This is a genomic window from Thiothrix eikelboomii, assembly GCF_900167255.1.
In the GTDB taxonomy this organism is placed as follows: domain Bacteria; phylum Pseudomonadota; class Gammaproteobacteria; order Thiotrichales; family Thiotrichaceae; genus Thiolinea; species Thiolinea eikelboomii.
In genome coordinates, this window is record NZ_FUYB01000023.1 from 33,576 (window position 1) to 48,663 (window position 15,088).

17 protein-coding genes are annotated in these 15,088 nt (G+C 46.4%); 4 read left to right on the forward strand and 13 right to left on the reverse strand.

What is annotated here, in order from left to right; all coding sequences use genetic code 11:
• Positions 1–123: 123 nt before the first annotated feature.
• On the forward strand, positions 124–1,935 hold the full coding sequence (locus B5D50_RS17205) for an endonuclease/exonuclease/phosphatase family protein (protein WP_078923892.1): 1,812 nt from the start codon (positions 124–126) through the stop codon (positions 1,933–1,935).
• On the opposite strand, the gene B5D50_RS17210 is transcribed toward B5D50_RS17205, so the two are convergent.
• Positions 1,920–2,828: a GIY-YIG nuclease family protein gene (locus B5D50_RS17210; RefSeq protein WP_078923893.1), complete on the reverse strand. Its 909-nt coding sequence runs from the start codon at positions 2,826–2,828 to the stop codon at positions 1,920–1,922. The two genes, B5D50_RS17205 and B5D50_RS17210, sit on opposite strands and share 16 nt — an antisense overlap.
• Positions 2,829–2,842: 14 nt before the next feature.
• A complete protein-coding gene (gene gloA, locus B5D50_RS17215) occupies positions 2,843–3,229 on the reverse strand; it encodes a lactoylglutathione lyase (RefSeq protein WP_078923894.1) in 387 nt (128 codons plus the stop codon).
• A 122-nt stretch (positions 3,230–3,351) separates the two neighbouring features.
• Here gloA and B5D50_RS17220 point away from each other — a divergent pair, with 122 nt between their 5' ends.
• The 3 genes from B5D50_RS17220 to B5D50_RS17230 all read left to right on the forward strand — a co-directional run bounded on the left by B5D50_RS17220 (position 3,352) and on the right by B5D50_RS17230 (position 5,150).
• The gene (locus B5D50_RS17220; protein WP_159448670.1) at positions 3,352–3,837 is read left to right on the forward strand and encodes a paraquat-inducible protein A; all 486 of its coding nucleotides are present in this window, start codon (positions 3,352–3,354) and stop codon (positions 3,835–3,837) included.
• Between the two features lie 103 nt (positions 3,838–3,940).
• Positions 3,941–4,603 (forward strand): lysozyme inhibitor LprI family protein, encoded by a 663-nt coding sequence (locus B5D50_RS17225; RefSeq protein WP_078923896.1) that lies wholly within the window; start codon positions 3,941–3,943, stop codon positions 4,601–4,603.
• Positions 4,604–4,649: 46 nt separating this feature from the next.
• Positions 4,650–5,150 (forward strand): invasion associated locus B family protein, encoded by a 501-nt coding sequence (locus B5D50_RS17230; RefSeq protein ID WP_078923897.1) that lies wholly within the window; start codon positions 4,650–4,652, stop codon positions 5,148–5,150.
• A gap of 54 nt (positions 5,151–5,204) precedes the next feature.
• Here the strand turns inward: B5D50_RS17230 and B5D50_RS17235 are convergent, their stop codons facing one another.
• The 11 genes from B5D50_RS17235 to B5D50_RS17285 all read right to left on the reverse strand — a co-directional run bounded on the left by B5D50_RS17235 (position 5,205) and on the right by B5D50_RS17285 (position 15,086).
• Positions 5,205–7,085, reverse strand: coding sequence for a peroxidase family protein (locus B5D50_RS17235; RefSeq protein ID WP_159448671.1), 1,881 nt, complete (start codon positions 7,083–7,085; stop codon positions 5,205–5,207).
• Positions 7,086–7,382: 297 nt separating this feature from the next.
• A complete protein-coding gene (locus B5D50_RS17240; RefSeq protein ID WP_078923899.1) occupies positions 7,383–8,021 on the reverse strand; it encodes a DoxX family membrane protein in 639 nt (212 codons plus the stop codon).
• 109 nt (positions 8,022–8,130) lie between these two features.
• Positions 8,131–10,023 carry a 1-deoxy-D-xylulose-5-phosphate synthase gene (gene dxs, locus B5D50_RS17245; RefSeq protein ID WP_078923900.1) on the reverse strand — a complete coding sequence of 631 codons (1,893 nt, stop codon included), beginning with the start codon at positions 10,021–10,023 and terminating at the stop codon, positions 8,131–8,133.
• A 54-nt stretch (positions 10,024–10,077) separates the two neighbouring features.
• Positions 10,078–10,959 carry a (2E,6E)-farnesyl diphosphate synthase gene (gene ispA / locus B5D50_RS17250; protein WP_200807131.1) on the reverse strand — a complete coding sequence of 294 codons (882 nt, stop codon included), beginning with the start codon at positions 10,957–10,959 and terminating at the stop codon, positions 10,078–10,080.
• Positions 10,959–11,195 carry an exodeoxyribonuclease VII small subunit gene (locus B5D50_RS17255; RefSeq protein ID WP_078923901.1) on the reverse strand — a complete coding sequence of 79 codons (237 nt, stop codon included), beginning with the start codon at positions 11,193–11,195 and terminating at the stop codon, positions 10,959–10,961. The genes ispA and B5D50_RS17255 overlap by 1 nt, the downstream gene beginning before the upstream one ends.
• 17 nt (positions 11,196–11,212) lie before the next feature.
• A complete protein-coding gene (locus B5D50_RS17260) occupies positions 11,213–11,518 on the reverse strand; it encodes a DUF1244 domain-containing protein (protein WP_078923942.1) in 306 nt (101 codons plus the stop codon).
• An 11-nt stretch (positions 11,519–11,529) separates the two neighbouring features.
• Positions 11,530–12,279, reverse strand: a complete 750-nt coding sequence (gene zapD / locus B5D50_RS17265) for a cell division protein ZapD (RefSeq protein WP_078923902.1) — start codon at positions 12,277–12,279, stop codon at positions 11,530–11,532.
• A gap of 59 nt (positions 12,280–12,338) precedes the next feature.
• Positions 12,339–12,944 carry a dephospho-CoA kinase gene (coaE, locus tag B5D50_RS17270; RefSeq protein WP_078923903.1) on the reverse strand — a complete coding sequence of 202 codons (606 nt, stop codon included), beginning with the start codon at positions 12,942–12,944 and terminating at the stop codon, positions 12,339–12,341.
• A gap of 74 nt (positions 12,945–13,018) precedes the next feature.
• Positions 13,019–13,297 carry a 30S ribosomal protein S20 gene (rpsT, locus tag B5D50_RS17275; protein WP_078923904.1) on the reverse strand — a complete coding sequence of 93 codons (279 nt, stop codon included), beginning with the start codon at positions 13,295–13,297 and terminating at the stop codon, positions 13,019–13,021.
• Positions 13,298–13,428: 131 nt separating this feature from the next.
• The gene (locus B5D50_RS17280) at positions 13,429–14,298 is read right to left on the reverse strand and encodes a ParB/RepB/Spo0J family partition protein (protein WP_078923905.1); all 870 of its coding nucleotides are present in this window, start codon (positions 14,296–14,298) and stop codon (positions 13,429–13,431) included.
• Positions 14,292–15,086, reverse strand: a complete 795-nt coding sequence (locus tag B5D50_RS17285) for a ParA family protein (protein WP_078923906.1) — start codon at positions 15,084–15,086, stop codon at positions 14,292–14,294. The genes B5D50_RS17280 and B5D50_RS17285 overlap by 7 nt, the downstream gene beginning before the upstream one ends.
• Between the last annotated feature and the right edge of the window lie 2 nt (positions 15,087–15,088).

A 15,088-nucleotide genomic window follows, 5' to 3' on the forward strand; every position in this document is an offset into this window, starting at 1 on the left:
GTTAATATCAATTGCTTAGCTAGTGTAGCCTAATAACTGCCGCGCAAGCCTGAACAATCCCTGCTTAGTATTCGATGCAAAAGTGCTACCATAGTTTGCCTGAGCATCGTGGTAGGAACACCTATGAAATTCGCTAGCTTCAATCTGTTTCAATATGTTGCCCCCGAGTATTATTGGTATAAGCGCGAACCACGCGCTAGCTATACTGAAGCCGAATGGATTCAAAAGCAGGCGTGGATTAGCCAACGCTTAAGCTTGATGGATGCGGATGTGATTGGCTTTCAAGAAGTATTTAGCTTTGCTGCCTTGCAACAGTTATGTGCTGAAGTAGGTTATCCTTATTTCGCGATCGTCGATCAACCCGCTACCTTGCCAGAAGATCCTCAGGTTTTTATCAGCTCGATTGTCGCTTTAGCTTCACGCTTCCCTTTAAACAATATTCGCAGCGTCCCTTTAGATCCTGCCGTTCAAACGGAACTTTTCCTCCCCGATGGTTTTCAATTTAGCCGCTTACCCGTATGTGCTGAAGTGGAAACACCGCTATTGGGCGAAGTGACGGTTTATGTGCTACACCTTAAATCTAAACGGGCGGCTAGCTTGGATATTAGTTATCAGGATGAGATTCCTTGGGAAGAACGTGGGCGAGATACTTTGCTACGCTTATCACGAGCGAATGTCGCCTCACTTTTACAACGGGGAGCTGAGGCCAGCTTGGTTTATCACCGTGTCAGCCATGATCTAACCCCCCATCGACAACGGCAAATTGTGGTTTTAGGTGATTTAAACGATGACCAACATTCAACGCCGTTTGAAGCTCTGAGCATGCAAGAAAAAATCTATGCCATTGGTGGCATTGAGCAAGAAGCATGGCCGGAAGATTTTATCCCCAAACTACATGATTATCGCCTCAGTGATAGCTTTCGGATTGCGCCGACCACCCGCCAAACGGTGCGCCCATTTACCCATATTCATCATGGTGCAGGCAGCTGCTTAGATCACATTTTAGTTTCCAATGCGCTCAATCCCCAGAATGGTCGTGCGGTCGCTGAAGTCATGGATTATCAGGTCTGGAATCAGCATTTAGACCATGATGGTGTACCAAATCGCTTGCAGTCAGATCATGGGCAAGTTTGCATTACACTGATCCCTACTCATGATCGAGCCAATGAACCCCAACTTGGTCGCCCTATTAAGTATCGAGATGCTAAGCAGTTAGCCACCCGTCAAGACTTTATTGATTTAGCAGGGGGTATCTATCAATCCAGCAAACACTTCCGGCAATGGAGCAGTGCAGATAAATGGGATAATTTTTGGTCTTTCTTCTTTGATACCGCCTATGGTTGGATTCCTTCAATCTATGGCAGCTCGCCCGTCGATGAACTGTATCAAAAGCAGCAGCATAGTATCGAGCATATTATCCCTCTTGATTTTCTGGATCGCTATTTAGCCTATACCCATCAACCGCGCCATGTCCGAAATGGAGCAACCACCAATCCGCTGAATTTCGCTCCCTCTGAGCGCGGTTTGAACGCGAAGCGCTCAAATTTTGCCTTTGATTTTGATGGCGATAAAATCGTGCGCCCGTTCAATCTGGATTTACACCCAGAAACCTTTGATAGTACCGGGTTTGATGCCGAACACGAGTGGGTGATTCCTTCGCGTAATCGGGGCGATGTAGCGCGGGCCTTATTGTATATGCTCTTAGTGTATGGCATTGATGAACTGTATGAGCGCCATATTGATAAGCTAGTGCATTGGGCGAAGATTGATGCGCCAAGTGCTTGGGAAATCGCTTATAACCAGTGGGTTTATGGGCGCTTAGGTATTCGCAATCCACTGATTGATACCCCAGATAAAGTCCTGCCTCTGCTGAATAATAAAGAGCTGATGCACGCGATGGTGCTCAAATCCAACAAGGCTCAGCGCCAAATTTGATCAAGGTATTTTGCGGCTAAAATCGTATCACGCAGCGCATAGCGTGGGGTTTGCATAGACAGCTGGCAACCCTCTCGGCGTAGAACAGGCTTGATCATGCTGGCTTGCTGGCGAAAACTAATCAGGTATTTGCCCGTATTTTCATACGGCTCGATTTTTTCAATATCTGCAATATGCGTAATAGCACTGACCGGAGCAACTTGATAAGCCGCTAAATGCTTAAGCTTGTGCAAATGCTTTTGCTGAATCCGTACTGCAAACCATTGCTTAGCCTCCAGAAAACGCTGCTGCATGCCCTCTTCTTTCACTGGCACGACGAGGGTATCAAAAGCCTCTAGTGTCAGCTGTTGGCTGGCTAATAGGCGTCTTTGCCATTCAGTCAGTTTGTCCTCAGGCTTAGGTGGGGTAAAAGCATTAATCCCCAACATCGGCAAAATCAACAGCATATCCGCAAAGAAGGCTTGTGCCGTGGCACGAGCAACCGGTGACATGGTGGGAGACAAAGGCGTATTTTTATTTAACAGTACTGCCCGATTGTATTGCTGCGCCAGACTGACCAAAGCATGCTCTAAAAACTGGACTTCAGTTTTACCGATCTTATGATTCTGATCGAAAAAATAAATCCCCCAATCCCAGCCTTCTTTATTCGCGACATGTTTGCGCAGACGCTCGCCGAGTGGATCAGCTTCACCAATATAAATAGTTTCCTCAGCTGCATTGCCCACTAAGACATAAACACCGGCTTGATTAAAGCCGGGTTCGTATTTCAAATGCGCAAACAGCTCTTTGGAAAAAACTACGCCATAACCTGACCAATTTGATTTATCCACATGACGAATCCCTTGCGGATCGCCCGTTGTCGCAAAAACAGTGATCGAAAAAGGGCTTTGCATACCTGTTGCAAACCCTAAGGCTTTTGACCAATCAGTTCGATTTGATAACCATCAGGATCGACTAAGAAAGCAATAATGGTTGAACCTGCATTCATCGGGCCTGCTTCCCGAATAATGGTGCCCCCTGCTGCTCGCATCTTTTCACAAGCTGCATACACATCCGGCACTTCAATCGCGATATGCCCAAAAGCCGTACCCAACTCATATTCAGCCACCCCCCAGTTATAGGTTAACTCCAGCACAGTCGCTTGGGATTTCTCACCATAACCTAAAAAAACTAAAGTAAATTCACCGGCGGGATAATCTTGCCGACTCAACTCACGCATCCCCAGCACTTGCGTGTAAAAGTTTACAGAGCGTTCTAAATCCCCGACCCTAAGCATAGTGTGCAAAATTCGCATGGCTTGATCCTCAACTCGTTTAAATAAGGATCATAACGCAAACAGGCTCGGCTGGAAAAATGCTTTCTCAAGCTCAGCTCAAGCTCTACCATAAGTACCTCTAGTTAATGAAAGGATGGTCCGTGAATTTGATAGCGCGCTGGTTGATTAATCTGGGGCTGCTAGTCTCGATCTGCCTATTTGCGACGGGGGTATTTGCGCCCTTGATGGAATTAGAAAAATTTTGGATATTTAAAAATCAGTTTTCACTCTATTCCGGCTTATATGACCTCTGGTTGCAAGGCGAGCATTTCCTATTCATTTTTCTATTTTTATTTAGCATTCTCACCCCTTTAGTCAAAATTTTCGGCTTAGCGCTAGTAGCCAATAGCCCGGAAGCTTATCAATTACGGCATCGACGTTTTTTGCAAGTTTTAGCGGTTTGGGGAAAATGGTCGATGCTCGATGTGTTTGTCGTTGCCCTATTATTTGTAGCCGTGAAACTAGGGGCTTTAGCCAATATTACCGTCCATTATGGTTTATATTTGTTCGCAAGCTCAGTGATTTTGGTACAAATTTTAAGTTTATACTTGTATTTAGATAGCAAAAAACCAGCAAAACTAGGCTAAGACCACGTTAAGTCTCCAGCCTACACTACACTAACCTTAGATTGATTGAGTGCTAATTTGCTAAAATCACGCCACCGTTTCAAGCTAACAGCGAGGAAACCTGATGAAACGCTTCATTTTATGCCTGAGCCTCAGTGCTTGCCTACCACTGACTGCCTATGCAGCGGGTTTTGATTGCACTAAAGCCAAAACCGATGCAGAAAAAACAATTTGTAACACCACCAGCCTTTCAGATTTAGATGAGATTTTAGTCCTCAGCTTCAATAAAGCAGCAGCGACTAGTGCTGATGCCAAAGCCTTAAAAACTGCCCAACTCAACTGGCTTAAATCTCGTGATCTGTGTGCTACTGATGTTGACTGCCTCACGAATAGCTATGCTGCACGCTTAAGTGAGCTGATCAATTTAGTTGCCAATCGACCTGATACGACTAAACCGCCCCCCTCATCAACTACCCCACAGCCGAACGAGCCTGCGACTGATCCTGAAACAACCGCAACACCCACTGGCCAGACCTTAGTCGGAACGATTGCAAGCTATGAATGCGGTGATAATTGCTATCTGACGGTGAAAGATGAACAAGGCAAAGATCATGTGGCCTTATGCACTGCACCAGAATGCGCTAGCTGGAATGAAGTGGCAGAAATGCCCGCAAGTTTTCTGCAAAAGAAAGTGCAAGTAAGCCTTGGCCGCGCAAAACAATACGATGGCGCAGGCAATGAAATGGGTGAAATGGATGCTTTTGATAGCCTCACGCTCTTGGAATAAAACATGCTAAACTAGCCCTAGTATTATAAAAAATAGGAGATAAAACATGGGCTTCCATCCAATCGGGCTAGTCACTGCTGGCTTGTTTTCATTGTTCGTATTGAGCACACAAGCCTTTGCTGCAGGCACTATTCAGGGTAAACGTTTTCAAGATTGGGGTGGCAATTGTCAAAGCCTAGCCCAAGGACAAGGTCGCCATTGCTATTTAGAACAAGTCCTCCAAGATGGTGAGCAAAAGGTCATGATTAGCGTGATTGGCTACCGTCCGGGACAAAGCCTGCCTAGTATGGCTTTTGAATTGCCACCGAATATTCACCTCGCCGCAGGCTTTACTTTGAGTATGAACCAAGGCCCGATTACACGCTTTAAAGGTTCATGCACGCAACAACGCTGTACGGCGAGCTTTCAACTCACCGCCAGCATTCTGCAGCAATTTCAACGCGGTCAAACGGCACAGTTGAGCTATTTATCCACCCCGCATAAACGTCCTGTCGACTTACCTTTATCCTTAATGGGGATAACTGCAGGCTTAAAAGCACTACGCTAGTAAGCCTTAAGCGAGTAACAGGGCAAGTAACCCGCCCTGCTCGTTGATGCTCAGTTAACCTAATAAACCTTTGGCTAATGCGTCTTGCAATAAGCGAATTTGCTCGGGGTCAGGTGTAGTCACAGGCTCTACTGCTGTAGTCGCTGGAGCAGCACCTCTTGCGGTCGCCATCATAGGTTCAGCGGCGGCTGTTGCGGCTTGACCAGTGGTTTGTGCCTGTAAATGCAGATTAGATGCTAAGAAAGCATGGTCTTGAACATTTTGAATCGTCGTATTGCGTTGAATCACCTCGGCTAAAGTCAGTTTATTTAAGTCCTGCAACTGTTGACCTGAGAACTGATTTTCATACCAGAAGCGATCCCCATCCCGTAAAGCTTCAAACTGCTGAGTCAAAATAGTGGTCAGTGTTTCACCTGCCAAAGAATCACCCGTGTATTTCTCTGCTAAACCACCCACCCATAAATCGACCTCATCTGGGCTATCATAAACTTGTGCTAATTTCTGCCCAAAATCGCCTTGCCAAATAGGATCATCAAAACTTTCAATCCGTGATAACCCCAAAGACTCCCGCACATCATTGTAACCTGCCAACCCATGATCACGTCCGCGCTGCAGATTGATAGCCACTAAATCTAAGCCACCCGCACCGGGTTGACCGAATAAGAAATTGCGCACATCATCAATCACCATCGGGTCAAAGGCTTGAGCCGTTTGAGACATACCGCCTCGCAAGAAAGGTTCGATACCGGATTCAGTGACTAAACTGGGTTTGCCAAAGGCATCCCGTAAAGCGACATTGCCCTCAGCCAGCTCATTACCATTCTCATCCAAACGCAATAAAGTCGGGGAAAGCATCGTATGCCCGAAGCGGAAGGCAGCGGCGGCAAATTCGTTATTTATCGCTGCGTTTTGGATTGGATCATAGCCTTGATAAGTCGCTAAGGCATCTTCACCTAATAAATTGGGTAGAAACTCGTTATAAGTAATTGCTTGGATTTCTGCGACCACCGTCCGGCGCGCTTCTTGATAAAGCTTTTCATCAGACCAAGTAGGATGATTCGCCGCTAATTCATCCGCAATTCGATTATGCTCGCGCATCCAAATGGTGTGCATCGAGGTTAAAGCAGGGTTCTCATTAGAACGCTCATCACCTGCGATAAAAGCACCATTGGCATCTTTCGGTAGTAAATTACCTTCACTGGTCTTTAATTTACCCCCTGCAAAAGAGCGTAAAGCATCAGCCGTCGCTTGATCTGAGCCATACACATTAGAACCATCAAGATAAGCTGTAATGCTATTGGTTTGTTGGGCAATCCCGTTGGCATCGACTACTGAATTGCTGCGTGTTACTGGAATCGTGGCGGTACCCGTCCCCTGCGGATCAAAATAGGGATCACCTGCAGGGACAGGAATCCCCATACCCACACCCGTATTAGCATGTACTAAGGACATATCATGGTCTAAGAACTGACCCCACATCCAGAAAATATCGCTTAAACCTTTACGATTCGCCGTGCTTTCTGTTTGCGCCGCGACGGCATTACTCACCTCACGAGCGCTCGGCAAATTAACTTCTGTGGAGCCACCCGGTTCACGACTACTATCTTTAGGAGCTAGCCTTGATAGCGAGGTATTTTGTTTACCCCAATCAGGGTTTTGTAGATTATTTCCGCTACCGTCTGCACTGCGGTATTCTTGCGGTTGCTGTTGGTTGATTTGCTCCAACAGTTGTTTCAGTAGTTCGATTAAAAAATTCAGTAGAATATTAAAAATTGGATGATTGCCATTACCCCCCCGGAAACTAGTTGCAAAACTATCGACGCCTGTCAGATTTTGGACTGCAAAACTATTCGTGAGTGGGGTATCTAAACCAGCTGCATTTTTGAAATGATTAGAGCTTGGCTGAGTAGGTCTATGATTGATTAAATTACGCATATTGATCTTTCCTTGATTTAGACTGAAGTATCGGTGATCAGTCAGCAGGACTATCATCAAAAATTCATTGGTAAGACGACAATATCGCTACTCTTTGCCGTTCAAATTCTTAAGATAACTGGTAAAAATTAAGGGAATTGGCAGTAACCTGAAAAGAGCTTTGAGAAAGTATGGAGAGAACTTGAAAAGATTTAAGGATCAATCACTAAACACTTGAAAAAAATAAGGCTGCCGAAGCAGCAGCCTTAAACCTGATTATTTTGCTTAGGCCAACCAGCCTAAGTTTACTTACAAAACTTAAACTTTATTCATTCTCGTTCTTAAACCCGGCTCATCGGTGGCATCAACCTCAAACGGATCATGCCGAGCAGCCTCTGCATTTTCCACTTTACGAGCAAAATTACGATAGATATACCAATCCAAACTAAACCAACGCCCTGCCCCCATAAAAAATAGCGTGAGGAGCAGCACAAAATACGTGGTATATAAAGCAAAGGGTGTCGAACCCAGCGTGGTGTAACCATGTTCAAGGAAGAATTGTTTAGCCGCAGGCCCAACCCCAGTCAAGCCACCGACCGCTTGTAAGCCTAAAACAACCACGACTACGAACAGACCTAAGACGATCCACCGCACTGCAAAACCTAAAATCAATAAAATAGCCCCAGCGACTTCAAGCCCACCCACCAGCGCTGAACCTGTCGCCCCCAAGCCACTTAAGATCGTGTCATTCATCGCACTCGCACCAGCCATAAAAGCCTCTTGGTTCCACCAAGTCAAAGGGTTATACCAAACAAAATCAGCAGCACTAAATAAACCTAAGCGCTTGACCCCATCCACCCAGAAAATCGGTGCTAATAAGAGACGAATCGCTAAAGGCGCTAAGAAATCGAACACCCTTAGCCAATTCAGGCTAAAGAAACCCAGCAGAAATTTCATGATAACTCCTAAAAAAAGAAAAGCGTTGGCCGCTTAAAGAGCACACCCTAGCTGGAGTATATACGCATCGGCAGCATTTTTTTGAGGCAACTTCCGCCGAAATAGCCAGTTAATGCGCTACTTGACGGGGTACAGCCATCAGCTTAGGTTGAACCTCTGGTTTAGGCGCATAGCTAGCACGAATACGACGTATTAAACTGGCCGCATCCAATTCACAAGCAACCAATTGCTGTTCACGCAAGGCATGCTCAATATAAGTATCGGGAATGCCTAGATTCAGTACCCGCACGGTAAGGCCCGCCCGAGTCAAATACTCATTGACTGCACTACCTGCCCCACCTTGCACCGCATTGTCCTCTAAGGTCACCAGTAGCGTATGGCTTTTTACCATTGTCTGGATCAGGCTTTCATCTAAGGGTTTAACAAACCGCATATTCACCAAGCTCGCATCTAAACTATCTGCAGCCTGCTGAGCCTCAGCCAGTAAAGAACCAAATAATAAAATAGCAATGCCTGAGTGCCCTTCACGCAATAACTCGCCTTTACCAATGGCTAAAGCCTGCATTGTTTTTTCGGGTAACACGCCAATGCCTTTACCTCGTGGATAACGTACCGCACAGGGTCCTTTTTGCTGGAAAGCGGTAAATAGCATTTGCCGACACTCATCTTCATGGGCGGGCGTCATCACCAACATATTCGGGATACAGCGCAAATAAGACAGATCATAATTCCCCGAATGTGTCGGGCCATCCGCGCCCACTAAACCCGCACGATCAATCGCAAACACCACCGGTAAATTCTGAATGGCCACATCATGGATCAACTGATCATAAGCACGTTGCAAGAAAGTTGAATAAATCGCCACCACCGGCTTCATACCCTCGCAGGCTAAACCAGCCGCCAAGGTGACGGCATGCTGCTCAGCAATCCCCACATCAAAATAACGCTCGGGATATTGCTCTGCAAATTTGACTAAACCCGAGCCTTCACGCATCGCAGGGGTAATCGCTACCAAACGCTGATCAAGAGCCGCCATATCACATAACCAAGCCCCGAACACTTCGGTATAAGTGGGCGTTGCCGCTTTTTTACCTGCCACCAAGCCTGTTTTTAAATTAAACGGTGTAACCCCGTGATAAGTACAAGGATCATCTTCAGCTGGCTCATAACCCTTGCCCTTTTGCGTGATCACATGTAGCAAGCGTGGGCCTTTAATCTGACTGAGATTGCGCATCACGCTGACCATCTCACTCACATCATGCCCATCAATCGGGCCATAATATTTAAAGCCCATTTCCTCGAACAAAGTACCGGGTAGCACCATGCCCTTCATATGCTCTTCCGTGAGCTTGGCAAGTTTGGAAAGCGATTTACTACTGGATAAGACTTTCTTGCCATTCTCGCGCATGCTCGAATACATACGCCCTGAGAGTAACCGCGTCAGATATTTACGTAAGGCACCCACATTCGGTGAAATCGACATTTCGTTATCATTCAGAACGACCAACAAATCCGCATCCAAATCACCTGCATGATTGAGCGCTTCATAAGCCATACCCGCTGTCATTGCCCCATCGCCAATCACAGCAATCGCTTGCCAAGCTTCGCCTTTTTGCTTAGCGGCTAATGCCATCCCTAATGCCGCTGCAATCGAAGTACTCGAATGCCCCACCCCAAAGGTATCGTAAGGGCTTTCACTGCGTTTAGGAAAACCCGCCAAACCCTCGGCTTGGCGAATGCTATGCATTAACTCGCGGCGACCCGTCAGAATTTTATGCGCATAGGCTTGATGCCCAACATCCCAAACGAGGCGATCTTGCGGGGTATTAAAGACATAATGCAGGGCAACCGTAAGTTCAACTGTACCTAGATTAGACGAAAAGTGCCCACCACCTGTCGAAACACTGCTGAGAAGAAAATCACGAATTTCTTGACAGAGATCAGGCAAGGCATCCGCTTCCAAACGGCGCAAATCAGCTGGCGACTGGATAGATTCAAGCATGCGCGACCTCACTCAATACGAATAATTTTACTAGCAGTAAGGGTTGGCTAACACTTACCGCACCCGTTTAACGGTAAACTCAGCGATTTCCAATAATAAAGGGGCATTCAACCCCTCTAAAGCAGCGACTGCTTCTAAATATAATTCATCTAATTTGCGCTTAGCCGCACTCATTCCCATCACTGAAGGATAAGTCGGTTTGCCAGCTGCCGCATCAGCACCACGTGTCTTACCCAAAGTCTGAGTATCGCTTTCTATATCTAAGATGTCATCTTGAACTTGAAACGCTAAGCCTAAACACTTGGCATAATGATCCAGTTGTATCAGCTGCCGCTCAACTAAAGCCGGTGCAGCATAAGCCGCTAACAGGACTGAACTACGAATTAAAGCCCCAGTTTTATGGATATGCATTTGCTCAAGCTCAAGCTCAGTTAGGGCTTGACCAACTGCCGCTAAATCAATCGCTTGCCCACCCACCATGCCGCGTGAACCGGAAGCGATACTCAGCTGCTGAATCATGCGTAGACGTTGCTGAGCCGAGATGGGTTCATCGGCTTGAGTCAGCAATTGAAAGGCCAAAGCTTGTAGCGCATCGCCTGCTAGAATAGCCGTCGCTTCATCATAGGCACAATGACAACTAGGCTTACCACGCCGCAAATCATCATCATCCATCGCGGGCAAATCATCATGAATCAGCGAATACACATGAATCAGTTCAATGGCTGCAGCTGGAAAATCTAAAATTTCTGGGGCTAAGCCCAAAGTTTCACCCGTTGCATAAACCAGCAAAGGGCGCATACGCTTACCACCATTCAACACCGAATAGCGCATCGCCGTATGCAAACGCTGAGGCAAGATTTCAACCGAGGGCAAGACCCGCTCTAAAACGGCCTCGATACGGGTTTGATACGCTTGCAAAGCAGGACTAATCACCATCACTGCGCCTTATCTTCTTTAAACTCAGTGTGTGTACCATCCGCTGCCAACAGTTTGATCCGTTGCTCAGCAGCCGTGAGTTCTGCTTGACATTGGCGAGTCAATTGTACGCCCCGCTCAAACTCTTTGAGGGAAGCTTCTAAAGAAAGATCACCACTCTCCATTCTTAGCACGAGTGCTTCTAGCTCTTGCAAAGACTGTTCGAAATCTGGCTTAGTCGTTTCTTTTTTTGCCATAAATCACACTGCAACCCTTATTCCGTTTTTTGTTCGGGACGGACTGCAGCATAAGCAGCCAATTGCTCAGGGCTTGCTACTTGTTGGTAACGATCTTTAAATTCAGTATAAGGCATGCCATAAATAAGCTCACGCGCCTGCTCATAATCCAAAGCTACTCCGCGTTCGTTGGCAGCGCCCTGATACCATTTTGACATGCAATTACGGCAAAACCCGGCCAGATTCATTAAATCAATATTTTGCACATCCGTGCGTTTTTGGAAGTGTCCAACTAATTTACGCCAAGCCGCTGCCTCTATTTCTAAGCGAGTCTGTTCATCCATCATTTGATCCTTTAAAACGCGCATAACTTCAGACGGAAGGTGACATCTTCCGGCAATTGCTTCCCACGCTCTGACAGCATGTCCACCTCCACAAACCGCAGAGAAAAGCGCTGCTTGCCCGAACTGATTTCTGGGTAAATATTTTTATTCGCAGGCAACTCTAATTGTAATAACTGATAGGCCTTGGTTAAACCCAAAGACATTTGAAAAAAGCCATCACGGGCGGTGTATTCTTCGCCATCACAATAAGTGCGCATGAGATTCAGAATATAGGAAATCGCATCGGATGCAATGACAAAAGGTTGACCCCAACTCACTAAATCGGCAACTCGCACTTGTGCCTCTTGCTCTTGCCATTGATTCAAAAGCGGAATATCGACCCCATTCATACCACCGGGCAAAGAAGTACGTTGCCTTAAACTACTGAAAAAAATGTGTGAGCGTAAGTGTTGACCTAAAGCTCCGCGTAAATGGTACAGCTCATTAGCATGCTGATTGAGGGCTTCGAGGGTTTGATCTTGTTGATTTTGAACATCGAAATCACGCCGTACTGATTGGGCAACGCGATCTAATTCCTTGATCACATCACTTTTAATATCAATCCGAGCGGATAGATTATACAAATCCAAGAGAATATCTAAAGCGGCTAAAGTATCCGCCTGATCCGCTTGCACTAGATGATAGCGAAAGCGCTTAACCAAAAACTCAAGCCGCAGGAAAAGCCTGATCTTTTCATTGAGCGGTTGTTCGTAGATGGTCATAAGGCCTAACTCAATAAGATTAACGTTAAATACTAAAATAAACCTGCCTAAACGGCAAATTAACTACTGGAGAGACCGAGAAATTTCTTATGAAGTTGGTTGACTTGGAATTCCAGTACGGCTTGGGTCGAAGTATTATCTAATAGATCACTGGCCGCTTGCAGCCTTAAATCACGTGATGCCTGTATTTGCATAATTTGCTGGGTTTGGCTATCAGCCGTCTGATCCCTTGCTCTCACCCGCTCAAGCTGCTGATGCGGTAAGCAATCGACCACCACAATCCGATCAAATAGCGTTTGATAACCCTGTTCGACTAGCAAGGGTACATCAACCAACACATAAGCCGCCCCTGATTCAAACGCAACCTGCATCGCTTGTCCAATTCGCTTATGAATAATAGGATGCAAGATAGCTTCTAGTTGAGTCCGCGCCTTCGGTTCTTTAAAAATAAATTCTCGCAGCCATCCACGATTTAACTCACCCTCAGCGGTGAGCACTGCCGCACCGAACACCTTAGCCACCTGTAATAAGGCTGGCTCACCGGGTTGGACGACTTCGCGTGCAATCTGGTCCGCATCGACAATCGGCACACCTAAACCACGAAATAGCGTAACTGCAGTACTTTTGCCACAGCCTATCCCGCCTGTCAAACCGACTTTCAACATGAGAATCTCAATACGAAAAGGCCGGTTTGTTTCCAAACCGGCCTAGGAACTGGTTGCTACACACCAGCGCTAGCTTAAGCAGCGACCGGTGCCTGCAGCGCACGAATGTGAGCATTCAAGCGACTTTTGAAGCGTGCCGCTTTATTCTTATGAATAATGCCTTTATCCGCTGTTGAATCAATCACTGGTACTGCAGCTTGATAGGCTGCTAACGCAGCTTCACGATCACCTGCAGCAATTGCATTCAGAACGCCCTTAACAGAAGTGCGCATGCGTGAACGCAGGTGTTTATTATGCATACGGCGCTTTTCATCCTGACGAACGCGCTTTTTCGCTGACTTTATATTAGGCAAGGGTCTTCTCCGCAAAACCGATCTAAAACTAAGCCGCACATTATGCAGATATTCAAAGCTCGCTTCAAGGATTAATCGAATAGAGTTTAAAAAAAGAGTCCAATGGTGAGTCAGCTCAGTCTATTCGTCGTCTACACCTCATCTACAGGCCGTAGATGGCTCAAAATTCCATCTAATTCATCTAGATTATTGTATTCAATCACCATCGTACCGCGTCCACGCTTATTATAGCGAATAGCAACTTTCGCGCCTAATTGTTCAGCTAACTGCTGTTCTAAGCGCTGAATATCCACCGAAATCACTGACTCTTTGCGAGCGGGCTTGCCTTCAAGCAGATTTTTGACTAAGCGCTCTGTTTCACGCACGGATAATTGGCGCTGCACAACCTTATGTGCCACCTGAATTTGTAAATGCTCTTGTGCAAGGCTTAATAAAGCACGGGCATGCCCCATGTCTAAACGACGCTGCTCTAACAGCTGCTTTACTTCTGGGCTAAGTTCTAATAAACGTAATAAATTAGTGATAGCCGCCCGCGAGCGTCCGACGGCCTCTGCGGTTTGCTGATGCGTTAAACCGAATTCATCAATTAAACGCCGCAAAGCTAATGCCTCTTCTAAGGAATTGAGATCTTCGCGCTGAATATTCTCAATCAGCGACATCGCGGCGGCAGCTTGATCAGGAATCTCGCGGATCACCGCTGGAATCACAGTTAAGCCTGCTAATTGAGCAGCACGCCAACGCCGTTCTCCAGCAATTAACTCATAACCCCCTAGAGTCAAACGCCTGACCACTACCGGTTGTACCAAGCCTTGAGCTTTAATCGAATCCGCTAACTCTTGTAAGGCTTGGGCATCCATTTGACTGCGGGGTTGATAAATACCCGGCTGAATGTGCTCAACAGGGAGCTTCAGTAACACCACTTCATCTTCTGGTGGAGTCGATTTACGGGCTGAACTTAACAGCACATCTAAGCCCCGCCCTAAGCCCGGCTTCTTTACCATGAGGCAGCCTCTTGCGGCATACTGGCACCGTTACGCCGTAACATCTCCGCCGCTAAAGCTAAATAGGCTAAAGCCCCCCGCGAGTTTTTATCATATTCTAAGACGGGTAAACCATGACTAGGCGCTTCAGCTAAGCGGACATTACGTGGAATCGAGGTATTATAGACTTTATCCTTAAAATGGCTTTGCAGTTGATCGGATACATCGCGGGCGAGATTACTGCGTGGATCAAACATGGTACGCACTAGCCCCATAATCGTCAGCTCCGTATTGGCGGAATTTTGAATTTCATCAATGGTATTCACTAACGCACTTAAACCCTCTAAAGCAAAATATTCACATTGCATGGGAATAAGCACACTATCCGCCGCCACCAAGGCATTCACTGTCAGCATATTTAACGACGGTGGACAGTCGATGAAAATAAATTCGAATTGCTCGCGTAAAGGCTCAAGCACCTCACGTAAACGATACTCACGTCGATCTTGTCGCATTAACTCGACTTCAGCGACAGTTAAATCGGGTGTACCGGGCAACATACTCAGCTTTAACTCAGGAATAAATTGAATCACTTCATGAATCTGCGCTTGATTGAGCAGTACCTCATTCAGCGAAACCAGCTGATTATGCTTTTCCAAGCCCATCCCTGTGGTTGCATTTCCTTGTGGGTCCATATCAATTAGCAAGACCTTACGCTGCATGGCTGCTAACGAAGCGGCTAAGTTTACACTGGTCGTGGTTTTGCCAACCCCACCTTTTTGATTGGCAACTGCAATTACCTTGCTCATGC